At 45.8% G+C, this 15162-nt stretch carries 20 protein-coding genes; 15 read left to right on the plus strand and 5 right to left on the minus strand.

The genetic code is table 11. The features are described from left to right. Positions 1 to 267: 267 nt before the first annotated feature. Positions 268 to 669: a rhodanese-like domain-containing protein gene (locus EPH95_RS00560; protein WP_142086412.1), complete on the minus strand. Its 402-nt coding sequence runs from the start codon at positions 667 to 669 to the stop codon at positions 268 to 270. A 140-nt stretch (positions 670 to 809) separates the two neighbouring features. Between EPH95_RS00560 and EPH95_RS00565 the strand changes: the two genes are divergently transcribed. Continuing rightward, entirely contained in the window at positions 810 to 1646 is an 837-nt protein-coding gene (locus EPH95_RS00565; RefSeq protein ID WP_142091418.1) for a lipoate--protein ligase family protein, read from the plus strand. A 50-nt stretch (positions 1647 to 1696) separates the two neighbouring features. Here the strand turns inward: EPH95_RS00565 and dat are convergent, their stop codons facing one another. Beyond that, positions 1697 to 2554, minus strand: a complete 858-nt coding sequence (gene dat, locus EPH95_RS00570) for a D-amino-acid transaminase (RefSeq protein ID WP_142086415.1) — start codon at positions 2552 to 2554, stop codon at positions 1697 to 1699. Positions 2555 to 2741: 187 nt separating this feature from the next. On the opposite strand from dat, the gene mntR reads away from it, so the two are divergent. Continuing rightward, on the plus strand, positions 2742 to 3158 hold the full coding sequence (mntR, locus tag EPH95_RS00575) for a transcriptional regulator MntR (RefSeq protein ID WP_142086417.1): 417 nt from the start codon (positions 2742 to 2744) through the stop codon (positions 3156 to 3158). A gap of 34 nt (positions 3159 to 3192) precedes the next feature. Here mntR and ytvI read toward each other — a convergent pair whose 3' ends face one another. Further along, the gene (gene ytvI / locus EPH95_RS00580) at positions 3193 to 4281 is read right to left on the minus strand and encodes a sporulation integral membrane protein YtvI (protein ID WP_142086419.1); all 1089 of its coding nucleotides are present in this window, start codon (positions 4279 to 4281) and stop codon (positions 3193 to 3195) included. A gap of 249 nt (positions 4282 to 4530) precedes the next feature. Here ytvI and EPH95_RS00585 point away from each other — a divergent pair, with 249 nt between their 5' ends. The 3 genes from EPH95_RS00585 (at position 4531) to EPH95_RS00595 (ending at position 6516) form a co-directional block, all read left to right on the plus strand. Continuing rightward, positions 4531 to 4740 (plus strand): hypothetical protein, encoded by a 210-nt coding sequence (locus EPH95_RS00585; RefSeq protein WP_142086421.1) that lies wholly within the window; start codon positions 4531 to 4533, stop codon positions 4738 to 4740. A gap of 114 nt (positions 4741 to 4854) precedes the next feature. Continuing rightward, entirely contained in the window at positions 4855 to 5358 is a 504-nt protein-coding gene (locus tag EPH95_RS00590) for a spore coat protein (RefSeq protein WP_142086424.1), read from the plus strand. A 273-nt stretch (positions 5359 to 5631) separates the two neighbouring features. Beyond that, on the plus strand, positions 5632 to 6516 hold the full coding sequence (locus tag EPH95_RS00595) for a patatin-like phospholipase family protein (RefSeq protein ID WP_142086426.1): 885 nt from the start codon (positions 5632 to 5634) through the stop codon (positions 6514 to 6516). Between the two features lie 35 nt (positions 6517 to 6551). Here EPH95_RS00595 and EPH95_RS00600 read toward each other — a convergent pair whose 3' ends face one another. Both EPH95_RS00600 and EPH95_RS00605 read right to left on the minus strand, forming a co-directional pair. Beyond that, the gene (locus EPH95_RS00600) at positions 6552 to 6860 is read right to left on the minus strand and encodes an SA1362 family protein (RefSeq protein WP_142086428.1); all 309 of its coding nucleotides are present in this window, start codon (positions 6858 to 6860) and stop codon (positions 6552 to 6554) included. A gap of 26 nt (positions 6861 to 6886) precedes the next feature. After that, the gene (locus EPH95_RS00605) at positions 6887 to 7840 is read right to left on the minus strand and encodes a DUF1385 domain-containing protein (protein ID WP_227003990.1); all 954 of its coding nucleotides are present in this window, start codon (positions 7838 to 7840) and stop codon (positions 6887 to 6889) included. A gap of 135 nt (positions 7841 to 7975) precedes the next feature. On the opposite strand from EPH95_RS00605, the gene EPH95_RS00610 reads away from it, so the two are divergent. The 10 genes from EPH95_RS00610 to spoIIIAG all read left to right on the plus strand — a co-directional run bounded on the left by EPH95_RS00610 (position 7976) and on the right by spoIIIAG (position 15147). After that, positions 7976 to 8464: a YqhR family membrane protein gene (locus EPH95_RS00610; protein ID WP_142086430.1), complete on the plus strand. Its 489-nt coding sequence runs from the start codon at positions 7976 to 7978 to the stop codon at positions 8462 to 8464. Positions 8465 to 8531: 67 nt separating this feature from the next. Beyond that, the gene (locus EPH95_RS00615; protein ID WP_142086433.1) at positions 8532 to 9599 is read left to right on the plus strand and encodes a M24 family metallopeptidase; all 1068 of its coding nucleotides are present in this window, start codon (positions 8532 to 8534) and stop codon (positions 9597 to 9599) included. A 14-nt stretch (positions 9600 to 9613) separates the two neighbouring features. Next, entirely contained in the window at positions 9614 to 10171 is a 558-nt protein-coding gene (gene efp / locus EPH95_RS00620) for an elongation factor P (protein WP_142086435.1), read from the plus strand. Positions 10172 to 10593: 422 nt separating this feature from the next. Continuing rightward, entirely contained in the window at positions 10594 to 11487 is an 894-nt protein-coding gene (gene spoIIIAA, locus EPH95_RS00625) for a stage III sporulation protein AA (protein WP_160141528.1), read from the plus strand. Continuing rightward, entirely contained in the window at positions 11484 to 11996 is a 513-nt protein-coding gene (gene spoIIIAB / locus EPH95_RS00630) for a stage III sporulation protein SpoIIIAB (protein WP_142086439.1), read from the plus strand. The genes spoIIIAA and spoIIIAB overlap by 4 nt, the downstream gene beginning before the upstream one ends. A 31-nt stretch (positions 11997 to 12027) precedes the next feature. Further along, a complete protein-coding gene (gene spoIIIAC, locus EPH95_RS00635; protein ID WP_114370173.1) occupies positions 12028 to 12234 on the plus strand; it encodes a stage III sporulation protein AC in 207 nt (68 codons plus the stop codon). 4 nt (positions 12235 to 12238) lie between these two features. Continuing rightward, a complete protein-coding gene (gene spoIIIAD, locus EPH95_RS00640; protein WP_142086441.1) occupies positions 12239 to 12634 on the plus strand; it encodes a stage III sporulation protein AD in 396 nt (131 codons plus the stop codon). Between the two features lie 14 nt (positions 12635 to 12648). Continuing rightward, positions 12649 to 13878 carry a stage III sporulation protein AE gene (gene spoIIIAE, locus EPH95_RS00645; RefSeq protein WP_142086444.1) on the plus strand — a complete coding sequence of 410 codons (1230 nt, stop codon included), beginning with the start codon at positions 12649 to 12651 and terminating at the stop codon, positions 13876 to 13878. After that, the gene (gene spoIIIAF / locus EPH95_RS00650) at positions 13875 to 14498 is read left to right on the plus strand and encodes a stage III sporulation protein AF (protein WP_160141529.1); all 624 of its coding nucleotides are present in this window, start codon (positions 13875 to 13877) and stop codon (positions 14496 to 14498) included. The genes spoIIIAE and spoIIIAF overlap by 4 nt, the downstream gene beginning before the upstream one ends. Beyond that, complete coding sequence (gene spoIIIAG, locus EPH95_RS00655) at positions 14491 to 15147, plus strand: stage III sporulation protein AG (protein ID WP_142086447.1); 657 nt, start codon at positions 14491 to 14493, stop codon at positions 15145 to 15147. The genes spoIIIAF and spoIIIAG overlap by 8 nt, the downstream gene beginning before the upstream one ends. The last annotated feature ends 15 nt before the right edge of the window (positions 15148 to 15162 follow it).

Raw genomic sequence — 15162 nt, forward strand, 5'->3', positions numbered from 1 at the left:
CCGAGAGTGATCGGTTAAAGGGTCACTAACCGTATTATTCATGTCCGGTCAGCTCAGCGGTAAAAATCAATGAGACTAAGCAACGCTGATCGTAACTAAACATAATGTAAACCTCTCCCTTGTTGGAGTGATGCGCGTTTAGATCCATCTTTTTTCAAATGCGGGCTTTTTTCTAAAATATGCAAAACCAATACCTTTATAAACAATAAATATATTATGTAAACAATAAAGAAAAATAGAAACCCTTGGCTTTAGGGCAAGGGTTCCCTATTTTTTCTTTTTCTTTACTTTGCCTGTCCATTTCTTAAATCCGGTTTTTAGATAGTGAAGGTTATCGTTGCCGGTTTTTTTCTTGATCACGCGCGCGGCCTGGCGGCTTCTCGCGCCAGAATTGTCATAAAGATAGACTTGTTGGTCTTTACGCACTTCCTGCAATCGTTGCTTAAGTTGAGAAAGGGGAATACTCCGTGCTCCCCATATGTGTCCGCCGTCATAGTCTTTCTGCTCACGCACATCAATCAACTGCGCTTTTCTGTACCCTTGGATAAATTCATCCTGGGTAAGCGGCGTGAGGTATGAAGGTGTTCGTAAACGGCGTATAAGCATCGTAATGGCGAATGCAATTAGTCCGCCCCAAAGAATGATTGTTAAGACATTATAAAAATCCATCTGGATTGCGCCCCCTTTACAGTCCCCTTCATATTATAAGAAACTTGCAGCTGAGACGCAAAACAAAAATTCTTTTATGATTTTTATATGTTATCAAATTTGGTAAACTGATAAAAGGACAGAAGGGCGTGAATACGAATATGGAAAAAGAAAAGTGGGGCTTTATCGATTCCGGAGCTTGTTCTCCTTCGTATAATATGGCTTTGGATGAGATGCTCTTACATTGGAATAGCAAGGGGCTTATCCCGCCGATCATTCGGTTTTATGAATGGAACCCGGCTACGCTTTCCATCGGTTATTTTCAAAAGATACATAAAGAAATCGACCTGGAAGCGGTAGAGCGGCATGGATTGGGATTGGTTAGACGCCCGACAGGCGGACGAGGGGTTTTGCATGATAAGGAATTAACGTACAGCGTGATCGTGTCTGAAGATCATCCCTACATGCCGGCGACGGTGACCGAAGCCTATCGAGTGATTTCGACGGGACTTTTGGAAGGGTTTAAAGCTTTGGGGTTGAACGCTTATTTTTCGGTTCCATCATCTGAAAGTGAGCGGGAGGAACTGAAACAACCGAGGTCAGCCGTTTGCTTTGATGCACCTTCCTGGTATGAGATGGTTGTCGAAGGACGTAAAATTTCCGGAAGTGCGCAAACGCGCCAGAAGGGCGTGATCATGCAACACGGCGTTCTCTTAATCGACTTGGACACAGAACAACTTTTTGACGTCTTTTTGTATCCGAATGAACGCGTGCGCAGGCGAATGCAAAAAGCGTTTGCGGACAAAGCGGTGCCCATCAATGACTTAACGAATGAAAAGTTGGACGCCGGCGATATACGCGCGGCATTTACGGAAGGCTTTGAACGAGGACTGGGGATTCAATTATCCCGTTACGAATTAACTCCTGCCCAGGAAAAAGATGTGCAGGAGTTGGCAAAATCACGTTATGAGAATGAGGAGTGGACATATCGCCGATAGGGCCCTTTCGCCTGCCTTCGTTTTGAATGGGGAGAGAGCGGTTCAGCGTTTCACTCGCCGGTTCGTGTTCGTTCAATGTCTGCTTGCAATTCGGCTTGCAATTGTTTAGTGACCGCTCCGATTTTTAGCATCCCGTGTTTCGTTCCCCGCCATTCTGTTATAGGCGTGATTTCATTGATGGTGCTCGTAATGAAGGCTTCGTCTGCTTCAAGCAATTCATCGGTGGAAAACGGGGTTATGGAAACAGGGAGCCCTTGTTTCTCCGCTAAATCGATAACCACTTGACGAGTGATGCCATTTAAGATCAAGTTGTCGGCAGGATGGGTGATTAACTGTCCGTCTTTAACGATGAACAAGTTGGAAGAAGAACCTTCCGTGACCGTGTCTCCCCGATGTTGAACCGCTTCGGAACAGTCATGGTCAGCTGCTTGCCGCTTCGCCAACACATTGCCGAGAAGATTGACGGTTTTTATATCACAACGCAACCAGCGGATGTCCTCGGTTAAATAAACCGCTATCCCTTGCTCTTGTTGGGCTGTAGGTTTCTCCATCTCTTTTGTAAAAGCAAAGATAAACGGTTCAATATGCCGTTCATAAAGGTGGTCACGGGCAGCGGCTCCACGGGACAATTGAATATAGACATAGCCATCATGGGTAAGCTCGTTCGTGTCTATTAATTCACTTACTCTTTTTTTTAGCGATTGCTTCTCTTTAATAGAATAAGGGATGTCCAACTCATCAGCGCTTCTTTGCAGCCGTTGCAAATGCATCTCCAGCTTATAAGGATGTCCACTGTACACGCGAATCACTTCATAAACGCCATCGCCAAAATACATGCTGCGATCATCAAATGAAAAGGAAGCTTTCCCGCGGTCAATGATTTTGCCATTAAAAAGGACTTTTTCCATGAATACCATCCCTTTCTCTCCAACGTTAGTAAGTAAGTCTTTCTAATGATAACATTTTTCCGAAAGGATTCGCGAACCCTTTTGCCTAAAAAACACTTTGTTGTCGCCTATGAGCGATTTATGTACAATGGGAGAGAGCATGGGTTTACATCACAGCTATTGATATGCAGATTTGGGGGTGGTTAACATGGCGACGGCCAGCATGGAAGATTATCTGGAGCGTATTTACCAATTAATAGAGGAAAAAGGATATGCTCGCGTTTCAGATATCGCGGACACACTTGAGGTTCATCCATCTTCAGTGACAAAAATGGTACAAAAACTGGATAAAAGCGGCTACCTTGTATATGAAAAATACCGAGGTTTGGTGCTCACCGCAAAGGGAAATAAAATCGGCAAACGGCTGGTTTACCGGCACGAATTGCTTGAAGATTTTTTACATATGATCGGTGTTGACGAAAGCTATATTTACCGTGACGTGGAAGGCATTGAACACCATCTCAGTTGGGACGCGATTGACCGGATCGGTGATCTCGTTCAGTATTTTCATGAGGATGAAAATAGATTGAAAGCATTGCAGGAACATCATAAAACACCGGAATAGGATTGCCGAATAGATTAGAAAAAGCGAGACTTCCTTAATTCGGGGAGTCTCGCTTTTCGTTTTCGGTCCATTTTATATCAAACAGCCCCGACTCTTTGGCAGACTTTATGGCCATGTAGACGAAAGGACCCAGGATTAAACCCATCACCCCGAAAAACACGAAGCCGAAGTACATGGAAAGAATCGTTGGCAATGCGTGCAGCCCGATGGAATCTCCAAGCACCTTCGGTTCCACGATACGTCGGATGGCGAGCAAAATGACGGCCAAAACACTTAACTGGACGCCCATCGTCACATCTCCGAGGATCATCGCGACTACTCCCCACGGTACCAATATTAAAGCAGGACCCACATAAAGGGGAATAATATCCACGAGCCAAACGAGAAAGGAAACGATTAATGCCGGACCGGGTGCGATGTAGAGCAAACTTAGATAAGTAAGGATAAATATCCCCAGGCTCATAATAAATTGGGCCTTCCACCAGCCGAGAAAAACCTTGGCCATTCGTTGAAAAACGTAACGAAGTTTATCAGCGGTTTCGCTTTTGAATATGTTGAAGAAATTGTCCATCAGCCTCGGTAAATCCAGACTGAACAAGAACAGCGTGATTAAATAAACGAGCCCGATGATGAGCATGTTCGGGACGGCCATGATGATTTCGTATAAATAGGCGACAAAATCGGTGGACCAATTAAGTGCCGTGTTTATCGTATTGTCGGTCAATTCGTCCAGCGCCCGTACAATTTGCGGGCCCTGGGGAAATTCGGCAATGAATTCATCGAATGTTTGAATAAGGTCATTTATAAACAGTTCGATCTCATTTATGTATCCCGGAATTTGTCTGGACCAGTCGATCAAACTTTCAATCAAGTACGTCAACGTTATGTAGATCAAAAACGTGCTTACAATGAGAAACACGGTAAAAACAATGGAAACGGAGAGAAGACGTTTACGAATATTAAACTTTCTCATCAAAAACTTAACAAAGGGCTCAAAAATCATAGCGGTTAACAGCGCGAGCAACACCGGCATAAAGGCAGAGAGGTTAAAATAGACGAACAGCCCAATGAGGATAAGTGCAATGATGATCAATATCCGTTTCACGAGTAGTTTGTTTAGCAATGACAACCTCCTGGGAAAGATGATGTGACTTCACTTTTGGATGGTTCGCGGACCGTTCTTTATTATAACAGACTTGGCATCTTAAACGTAGCTGATAGAAAAAATATCCGTTAAAAAATATGTGTTGTGTACGGGCACAAATTGACGATAGAAAAGCCTATTTTCCCGCTCCCCTCCTCATCCCCCCAAACGAATCGTGGTCCGGTGACATATATTGTGGAGAATCTTGATTTATGGGGAGGGATCTGTATGGATATGCAAAAGTTGATGAATGTAATGGTAGAGCGTGTGCTGGCGAAACGTAACGTTACAAAAGAATCCGTAGACATTTCCGAAGACGAAAAAGCACGTATTCGCGAGGTCGTGGAAAATATCCAGGATGAAGTAAACGATTTTTTAGAGAACCAAACGACGACAGTGTCGGATGAAGATGAAGCGGATGAAAGTAACGATTCCTAACGAGGAAGAAGGGTTTTAAAAAAATCAACGAATGAATCATGGCGTTCTGTCCACGCAAACAAAGGGTCAGTGTCATATCGTGTAGTAGACTTTTAAAAAGGAGGGAAAAATCATATGTCCATCCATTTAGGCCAGCATCGAGCTCGAAGCTGCTATGATCCAAAACCGTATCAAGAGGATCAAAAATGGAGTGCGTTGTGCGATGATCGGGGACAGCACCCAATGGCTTGCCCCGTAGAAGGGGAAGACAATGTGATGCAGGAAGGTGCCCAATCGAATAAAGAGGTGCAAGTGTCGGAAGATTTTATGTTAATTAAAGATTCTTGCGATGTTAATGTTACAACGACAGACGTTCAAGCTGCCGTCAATTTGCAAGCAGCATTGCAAGCCGCGATTGTATTAGTGGTCCGTATTTCGCTCGCCGGTTCAGACGACGCTGAAGAAGTCACGCAAGAACTATTCCAAACATCGAAAATCAAGCAAAGAACCTCTCAAAAGACGATTGTTGAGAATTCCCGTGATATCAACGTGACTTCTACAGATGTGCAAGTGGCGCTTAACATCCAACTCTTGCTGCAGATTTTAATCGCCCTTGTCGTTACCTTGGATATTCTCTAGGATATGCAGGTGAATGCCCGAGTGGAACTTCATAGCTTTAAAAAACGCTCGGAACACCTGATGACCGTTTATAAAGAATCAAAATTTGCTATGCCAGGCTGCAGGCCTTTGGCATAGCTTTTCTAACGCTCAGAATGTATGGGACCGGCAAGGGGTTTGCAACAAAGAACATAAAACTGTTTTGGGGAAGAGAATCGTGGCGATTTCCTTCGGACAACACGCAAAAACCAGCGGCTTGCATAGGGTAGAGGTGTAGAGGCAGGTGATTCAACGGTGTTTATTGATGGTGTATTTGCGGGCGGGGGAGTGAAAGGATTCGCCTTTATCGGTGCGTTGGAAGAACTCGAAAAGCGAAATTATCGTTTCAAACGTGTGGCCGGCACGAGCGCCGGGGCTTTAGTTGCCAGCCTGATTATGGCCGGTTATACAAGTGAGGAATTAAGGGACCTGATGGAAGAATTGGATCCGCAAACCTTATTGGACCCGACACCCTGGACGCAACATTTTCCAATGCTCTTGAAATGGCTCGGCGTCTATTGGGGCCTAGGATTGTATAAGGGCAACCGCTTGGAAGAGTGGCTCGGAGAAAAATTGGCAGCGAAAGGTATTCGCACATTTAACGACTTGCCGAAAAAGTCGCTGCGCATTGTAGCTTCGGATTTAACGAGGGGCCAGTTGCTCGTTATTCCCGATGATCTGCATGTGTACGGGATCATTCCCGAGACCTTTCCAATCGCGCGTGCGGTGCGCATGAGCTGCAGTTTGCCGTATTTTTTCCAACCGGTAAAACTTTTTGATAAAAACGGTGAAACGGCTATCATTGTAGATGGCGGGATTTTAAGCAATTTCCCTATGTGGCTTTTTCGAAGAGAAGAGCGGGTGAAACGTCCCCTCCTTGGTTTTCAACTGAACCCCGAGCCCAATGATACGAGAAATACGATCGACAATGCGCTGGAACTATACAGTTCTGTGTTTGAGACGATGCAAAAAGGCCATGATGCTCGCTACGTTGAAAAACATAAACAGGAAAATGTCGTCTTTATCCCTGTAAATCGCATAAAAACAACCTCCTTTTCCCTCACAAAAGATGACCGAAAGCGGTTGGCTCAGCTCGGGCGGGATGCAACGCAAAATTATCTAAAAAACTGGACCGGTTAAAAAAAGAAACGCGCAGACATCAAGCTGCACGTTTCTTATTTTTTTCGATTGCCGTCGACCACTTTTAAGTGTCTTTTCTTTTTTTGATTATTTTTTCTGGTTGCCTCTTTTTGTTTTTGCCGTTGCTTGCTCTGTTTTAGCGCTTTGCGATAGTTATTGTTCATGCCGCTTCGCCTCGGCAATATCAGGCGTGTAAGTAAAAAGTAGAGACCGACGGCGATCAGCGCGGTAATGACGAGGCCCAGGAAAAACCCGCCCGGGTTGTTGGCGAGCTGGTAAACCAGCCCGAGCGCCGCCAGGCCCAAAATCACGATGATCACCGGGTTCCGGATAGAATTTGCCATACATTCACCTCCGTGATGATAGATGATTAAACGATACGGCCGCCAACTTTTTCCTCGTCTTCCAGTGCCTTTTCTCGTTCCAGCATTTTTTCAAACGAAGAGATGGAGACTTCGATTTGATCATCCTTTGGCTGTTTGGTCGTTAAGAGTTGCAGCCATAAACCGGGCAGGCCGAGCCATTTCAGCACGGGGATGTTTCTCAATTTGTTCGTTCCTTGCAGCACTTCATAAGAAACACCCAATACAACGGGGATCAGCAGAAGGCGATGGACCACCCGCTCAATGACATTGTCAAAAGGGACGAGCAAATAGATCATTACGCCAACGATGACAGTGAAAAGCATGAAGCTGCTGCCACAGCGATAATGGAGCCGGGAGTGTTCCTGGACGTTTTCAACGGTTAACGGTTTCCCTGCCTCGTATGCGTTAATCACTTTGTGCTCGGCCCCGTGATATTGAAAAACACGTTTGATCAGCGGCATAAAAGTGATCAAGTAAATGTAACCGACGAGAATGAGGAACTTAAAGAACCCTTCGAGCAAGTTCTGGGCTACGTGTCCCGGAAATATAGGGGAAAATAATTCCGCGATAAAGACAGGGATCGCGGTAAATAAAATATTGCCAAACAGAAACGCAAATACCCCTACAGCAGCCACGCCAAAGATCATGGCCAATTTGGAACTTTTCTCTGCCGATTCGATCTGATCATCGTCATCGGGATGGACGTCCAAGCGGTCGGAGGCATAATTGAGATGCTTATTGCCAACCGAGGCAGCTTCAATCAAGGCGACGGTTCCTCTTACAAACGGAATTTTTTTAAGCTTCTGCAGAACCGGACGGTTAACTTTACGTTCTTCGTAAAACTCTATCGCATTATTTTTTCTGCGTATGGCGGAAACGGTAATCCGCTTGCCGGCAAACATCACGCCTTCGATGATCGCTTGTCCGCCATATGCAGGCTTTTGGTTTTGATGACTCAAGACGCTCACCAGCCTATTCAGAAGGATCGCCACCCATTTTACATGAAAGACACTCCAACCTCCATCTTTTCGCAAAAATAATTGATTGGCATGATTCTATCGGTGAGCGATCATACTAAGGAATGAGGTGATCTTATGAAGGGAAAGCAAAAGGAATCGAAAGGGCTACCTTTTGCAGCAAAAGTTCTGTTTACCGGTCTTTTCGGCGGCTTGATATGGGGGTCCATTTGGTATGCCGCGTACTTTTTCAATTTTACCGATGTGGGACCTTCGCTCTTTTGGATGGCTTGGTCCTTGGGTGATTGGAAGGATCAGATGGTGGGCCAATGGGCTGCTGTCGGCATTTTTACACTCTTGTCCATCGCTATTGCGTTTTTGTACCGGTTCGTGCTGGCCCGTGTAAAAGGAATGTGGATGGGTTTTTTTTACGGGGTTATTTTATGGATTCTCGTGTTCTTCGTTGCCAATCCGCTATTTGTAGACTTGGACCCGCTTCTTGAAATGGAAGGGATTACGATTGTGACGACCCTTTGCTTATTCATAATGTATGGCCTGTTTATCGGGTACTCCATTTCCTACGAATACGAGTTGTTGGAATTTGAGCGAAAGTACGGGAGAAATTAAATCGCGGTGCTGACAAATCTATGCTAGAATGGGGGATGTTGATCGTTAGCAAAAGGAGGAAAAAACAATGAACCGTCTCGAGCTGGTCCGTACGCAGTTGGAACAGGAAGGGATTGACGCCCTGCTTGTGGAAAGCCAGACAAACCGAAGGTATATAACGAATTTTACGGGAACGGCAGGCGCTGCACTGATTACCGCCCGTGAAGCTTTCTTTGTCACGGATTTCCGATACGTTGAACAGGCGAAAAATCAATGCGAAGGTTTTACGGTTGTTCAGCATGAGGACGGAATAAGCAAAGAAATAAATAAACTCCTCGAAGCAGAAAATGCAGCCTCCGTCGGATTTGAAAAAGCACATACAACGTATGAAAAATATGATTTCTACCAAGAGGCGTTTGCCGCGAAACTAGTCCCGGTTGCCGGCATGATTGAAAATCTTCGCTTGTTTAAAAGCATCGATGAATTAAAAACGATGCAAAAAGCCGCGGAAATTGCCGATGCTGCCTTTGAACATATTGTTACGTACATAAAGCCCGGGGTTCGTGAACGTGAAATCGCCAACGAACTTGAATTTTACATGCGCCACCTTGGAGCGGAATCTTCATCCTTCGACATTATTGTTGCTTCCGGGGAGCGTGGTGCACGCCCGCACGGAGTCGCGAGCCATAAACAGGTGGAAAAGGGTGACATGATCACGATGGATTTTGGCGCTTATTATGAAGGGTATTGTTCCGATATTACCCGCACCGTGGCCGTTGGGGAACCGAGCGATGAAATGCACCACGTTTACGACACCGTTTTAAAGGCGCAGCTTAAAAGTTTGGAACAAATTAAAGCCGGCATGACAGGAGTAGAAGCTGACGCGATCGCTCGTGACTACATTTATGCTGAAGGCTACGAAGGCTATTTCGGGCATGGACTTGGCCATGGCCTGGGGATGGACGTACATGAAGAGCCCCGGCTGTCGCCGAAAGGGAACTTACAATTGGAAGCCGGAATGGTCGTCACTGTTGAACCGGGGATCTACCTCCCGGGCAAAGGAGGCGTCCGGATCGAAGATGACATTCTCATCACCGAAGATGGGAATGAACGCTTAACGTTATCGGAAAAAACATTGAAAAGGATTGAAACATAAAAGGGGAGGAAGAAATGGTATCCGTAAATGATTTTAGCACCGGATTAACGATTGAAGTCGACAACGATATTTGGACTGTCGTTGATTTTCAGCACGTAAAACCAGGAAAAGGGGCAGCGTTCGTCCGCTCGAAACTGCGTAGTTTGCGCACGGGGAACATTCAGGATAAAACGTTTCGAGCCGGTGAAAAAGTCAACCGGGCACACATCGAGAAAAATCGCATGCAATACCTATACGCAGATGGCGACACGCACGCCTTTATGAATATGGAAACGTTTGAACAAATCGAACTCACAAGTGACCAGATTAAATACGAACTTAATTTTTTAAAAGACAACATGGAAGTACAAATGATTTCTTATGAAGAGGAGACGCTTGGCATTGAACTCCCGAATAACGTTGAATTGACTGTGATCGAAACGGAGCCGGGCATTAAAGGAAACACGGTGTCCGGTGGCTCGAAACCGGCAAAACTGGAAACAGGTTACACTGTCCAAGTGCCGTTATTTATCAATGAAGGCGAAAGGCTCATCATCGACACCCGCAAAGGAGAATATACACAAAGAGCTTAAACGAGTTGGAAAAAAGACCTGATACGGGTCTTTTTTTGTTTACGCGAGGCTTTGAAGATGAATCTAGATTTGAGTAAAAAAGGGAGTGTGTAATAAAATTTCACGTATTGTAATAAACGCTCCCCACACCAGGCATTTTGCATGAAGCTGGATAATCTTTCATAAATATGGACAACAGAAACGGTCCATTCCAAAGCAGGTAAAGATAGCGTTTTAAATAACAACGCCAAACGGCGGTTCTAATATGGATCTAGTTTCATACATTGTACAAGCAGACTCCCATGGAGTTTTTTATTGGCAACGAAGGTTTTCGCCATAAAGGTTTGCCGATACGCCAAGTTTTCTAAAAATCGCAGGTTTGTTCCTAAGTTGATAGATGGGGGTGGTGAACCATCGCTTACACGCTGAAGGAGAGCACGATTGTGTCAAAACAAACCATTGCTGCCCTTATTCCCGCGCGATTCAAAGAAGAGATTCACGCTGCCTTGCAGTCGAACGATTTGGAAGAAATCCGCCTGCGTGTGAACCGTCCTCCTGAACTTATTTATCGAAATAACGATTATTTTATGGATGCTGAATCTCTCACAAAAGAAGATGCAGAATTTATTATGAATCAATTAAGCCAGCATTCCGTATACGCTTTTGAAGAAGAATTGCGCAACGGTTTTCTTACGTTGGCCGGTGGCCATCGAGTAGGCTTGGGCGGGGAAACGATTGTAGAAAAGGGAACGGTGAAAACATTAAAGCATGTGCGCTCCTTTAATATACGGATCACACGGGAGATGGGCGGTGTTGCCGCTCGTTACCTCTCGGAACTGTTTCGCGAACAATGGCGGAATGTTTTAATCGTCGGTCCACCCCAGTCGGGAAAAACGACATTATTACGGGATATAGCGCGTACAGCCAGTTACGGTCATCAAGCAAAACAAATTCCTTCGCGAAAAGTGGCCATCGCTGATGAACGCTCGGAAATTGCTGCTGCATTTGAAGGAGTGCCGCAACATGATCTTGGGCCACGAACCGATGTGTTGGATCGCTGCCCGAAAGCAGAAGGAATGATGATGCTCGTCAGAGCGATGAGCCCCGATCTTCTCATCGTTGATGAAATCGGGAATGAACGTGATAAATCAGCTTTGCGGGAAGCGATGAATGCCGGCGTATCAGTGATTTGTAGCGCCCACGGGCGAACGATAGAAGATATGGAAGACCGGCAGCTCCTTCGGACATCGTCCGGCCGTCCGCTTTTTGATCGTTTGCTTCTCCTTGATGAAAACAAGCGTGGGAAACTCATCATTCCAAGGAAGGTGAGAGCGTGAGATGGCTCGGCGCTCTGTTCGTCTTAATTTCACTTACGGCAGTAGGGTTTGAATGGTCTCGGCGCTTATCCGGCCGCTCCCGGCAAATTCGTCAGTTTACGACGGCTTTACAATTATTGGAAGCAGAAGTGATATATGGACATACACCGCTCCCGGTAATTTCCCGAAAGCTGGAAAAGACATTGCGGCCGCCACTTTCCCAGATATTTTCCACCTTTGCGAACATTTTGGAAACCGAAAGCACGGATGTGAAGGACGCATGGGATCGAAGCATTGAATGGAATTGGCCATCAACCGCTTTACGCCACAAAGAAAAAGAAACGCTTTTGCAGTTTGGACAAACGCTTGGCCGGCATGGGCGTGATGAGCAGCGCAAATATATTCAACTCACGCTTGCCCATTTGCGTTCTGAGGAATATGAAGCAATTGAAGAACAACGAAAATATGAAAAAATGGCGAAATCGTTAGGTTTTCTTGGAGGGTTACTCGCCATCATTGTCATGATTTAAGAACACGGGTGCTTCGAAGGGGGGAAATGCGGTGGGGTATGATGTGGACACGATTTTTCAAATTGCTGGAATCGGCATCGTCGTTGCCATGATTCACACCGTTTTAAAACAGATGGGCAAAGAGGACTGGGCACAGTGGGTCACTTTGATCGGGTTTGTGGTGGTGCTCTACATGGTTGCAACCATTGTGGATGATCTTTTCCAAAGAATCCGCGGTATCTTTCTTTTCATAGGGTAGTCCAATGTCCGCAGAAATGATTCAAATCGTTGGAATCGGCCTGATTTCTGTATTTCTGGCAATGATCATCAAAGAGCAAAAGCCCGCATTTGCTTTTCTGCTAACGTTATTTGTCGGTGCGATGATTTTTCTGTTTTTGCTCGACCATATCGTAACCGCATTTCAACTAATTGAAACATTGGCAAATGAAGCGAATATCAACATGGTTTACCTGGAGACGATGCTTAAAATAATTGGAATTGCTTACATTGCCGAATTCGGAGCGCAAATTGCCAGGGATGCGGACCAAGGTGCGATTGCACAAAAAATAGAGCTTGCCGGGAAGGTTCTGATCGTTGTGATGGCGATTCCTATTTTTAACGTTTTGATTGAAACGGTCATTTCCTTGATTCCGGGGTGAAAGAGTGGGTCGATATGAAAAAGCAGTGGGCAATTTTGTTCTTGATCGCCATCTTGATAAGTGCCCCTTTCGTTGTATCGGCGGAAGAGGATGCCGAATCGGAGCAGGAATTGCCCATCGAAGACGAGGAGGACATACCTTCTGCCGAGGAGATGCTCGATGAACAAATGGACGAGCAGATGGACAGGCTTGGGTTCTCGGAGATCGAAACGTTTTGGGAAGATATTCGTTCGGAATACGAATCGTTTTTGCCGGAAAGCCAACGTGGAGAATTGAGCGATTTTATCCAAGGAGAGCGCCAGTTCAATCCTGCTGATTGGGGACAAGCATTTCTACGCTTCATTTTTCATGAAATTACATCGAATTTGGCGTTGCTTGGAACATTGCTGCTTTTGACCGTCTTCACGATGGTGTTGCGTGCCTTGCAAAATGCGTTCGAACATGCTGCCGTCAGTAAAATTGCCTACAGCATCACTTTTACAGTGCTCATCATTATTGCGATGAACAGTTTCTATGTGGCCATGTCCTACGCTCAGGAAGCGGTGCAAAGCATGGTAAATTTCTTGATTGCCTTGTTGCCGATGCTTTTGTCTCTGTTAGCCATTACCGGTGCCGCATCATCTGCCGCCCTGTTTCACCCGTTAATCATCGTTCTTGTAAATACGAGCGGGTTGTTGATCGATCGTATTGTTCTGCCTCTGTTATTCGTATCGGCACTTTTAGCCGTCATTAGCACAATGAGTGAAAAATTTCAATTATCGAAACTGGCTGCACTGATTCGCAATGCAGCGATGGCAATCATGGGTGCATTTTTAACGGTGTTCCTGGCTGCGGTTTCCGTCCAGGGAGCAACAGCAGCCGTTACAGACGGGATCACAGTACGTACCGCAAAATATATTGCTGGAAACTTCGTCCCGGTCGTCGGCCGTATGTTCACGGATGCGACCGATACAGTGATCGGGGCCTCTCTGCTGTTAAAAAATACAGTCGGGGTTGCTGGACTGGCGATTCTATTTGTCATCGTAGCTTTTCCGGCACTAAAGATCCTCGCCCTAGCGATTATTTTCCAACTATCCGCAGCCGTCATGCAACCGCTTGGTGGTGGTCCGCTTGGCACGTGTCTGAGTTTATTTGCGAAAACCGTTTTATTTATGTTCGCGGCCGTGGCAGTCGTCAGCTTAATGTTTTTCCTCGCGATCACAATTATTATCACATCCGGAAACTTGTCGTTAATGGTGAGGTGAAGGGTATCGCCTATTTTAATGAATGGATAACGACGCTAATCGTTTTTTTGCTCATTGCTGTCATTCTTGAATTATTGTTGCCGACTTCAACGATGAAACGGTATGCGGACTTGATCCTTGGTTTAATTATGATGATTTTAATTCTGCAGCCGGTTTTTGAGCTGCTGAACCGGGAGCCGGAGACATGGTTCGTTTGGGGGGATTTTCAAGTGACGGAAGGGGTCGATGAAATGGAAATTGAGATTGATGAGAAGAAAAGTGAAATACAAGCCAGTCATGATGCATATATTTCAGAACAAGTAGGTGCTCGGCTTGGCAGTGAGGCTGAAGATGCACTGGAAGAAGACTTCGACCTTGGCATAAAAGAAATCTCGGTATCCTCTCATACCGAGTTGGAAGTCGGTGTGGTTGTCGGAGAAATAGACGAGCAGGAAGCTGAAACGGTTTCCGTTCAGCCTGTGGAAGAAATATCCACGGACGATGCAACCGAACCTGCTGATTCCACGCGTACAGTACACGACCGTCAAACCGAGGAGGTGCGTGCACGTCTTGCTGAAGTATGGCAAATCGATGAAGAGAGTATTGACGTCAGCCTGGAGGAGGAGGGGCTGAATGAGTGACGAAAAACCACCATTTTCTAAATGGCTGCCTTCCGCTGATGGTTCCCGTAAAATTCGTTGGTATTATTTGGGTGGCTTGCTTGTCGTTGGCATACTATTTATGTTTATTGGCACGAGCGGAGGTGATGAAGAGGAACAGCCCGGGGGCAGTCCTTCCTCCTCATCCGGTATGAATGAGGAGAGGGAGGGAGCGGACGTTCTCGGTGATGATACAGAGGATAATGCCGAACAGCAACATCCCATTGGGGATATTGCAGAACTTGAACATGCATATGCGCATCAATTGGAAGGGGCTCTCGAGTCCATGAGCGGGGTATCAGGCGTTGACATCGTTGTGAACCTGGAAGCATCGGAGAGCCAAGTCTACGAAAAAGATACAACCAGTCGTGAACAAACAACGGACGAGACCGACACGGAGGGCGGAACTCGTATTCTTGAGGAAGGGACAGAAGAAGAAACACTCGTTCTGATCCAAGATGGCGATACGGAAAAACCCTTGCTCATTCGTACGGAGAAACCTGATGTTACCGGAGTTCTCGTCGTTGCCGAAGGGGTTGAGGAACTGGACCTTAAAGAATCCGTGATAGAGGCGGTCACACGCACACTTGATGTCCCCGCCCACCGCGTATCTGTACAATCTAAACAGTAAAGAAAGGATGAGTGA

Source organism: Salicibibacter halophilus, from assembly GCF_006740705.1.
Classification (GTDB): Bacteria; Bacillota; Bacilli; order Bacillales; family Marinococcaceae; genus Salicibibacter; species Salicibibacter halophilus.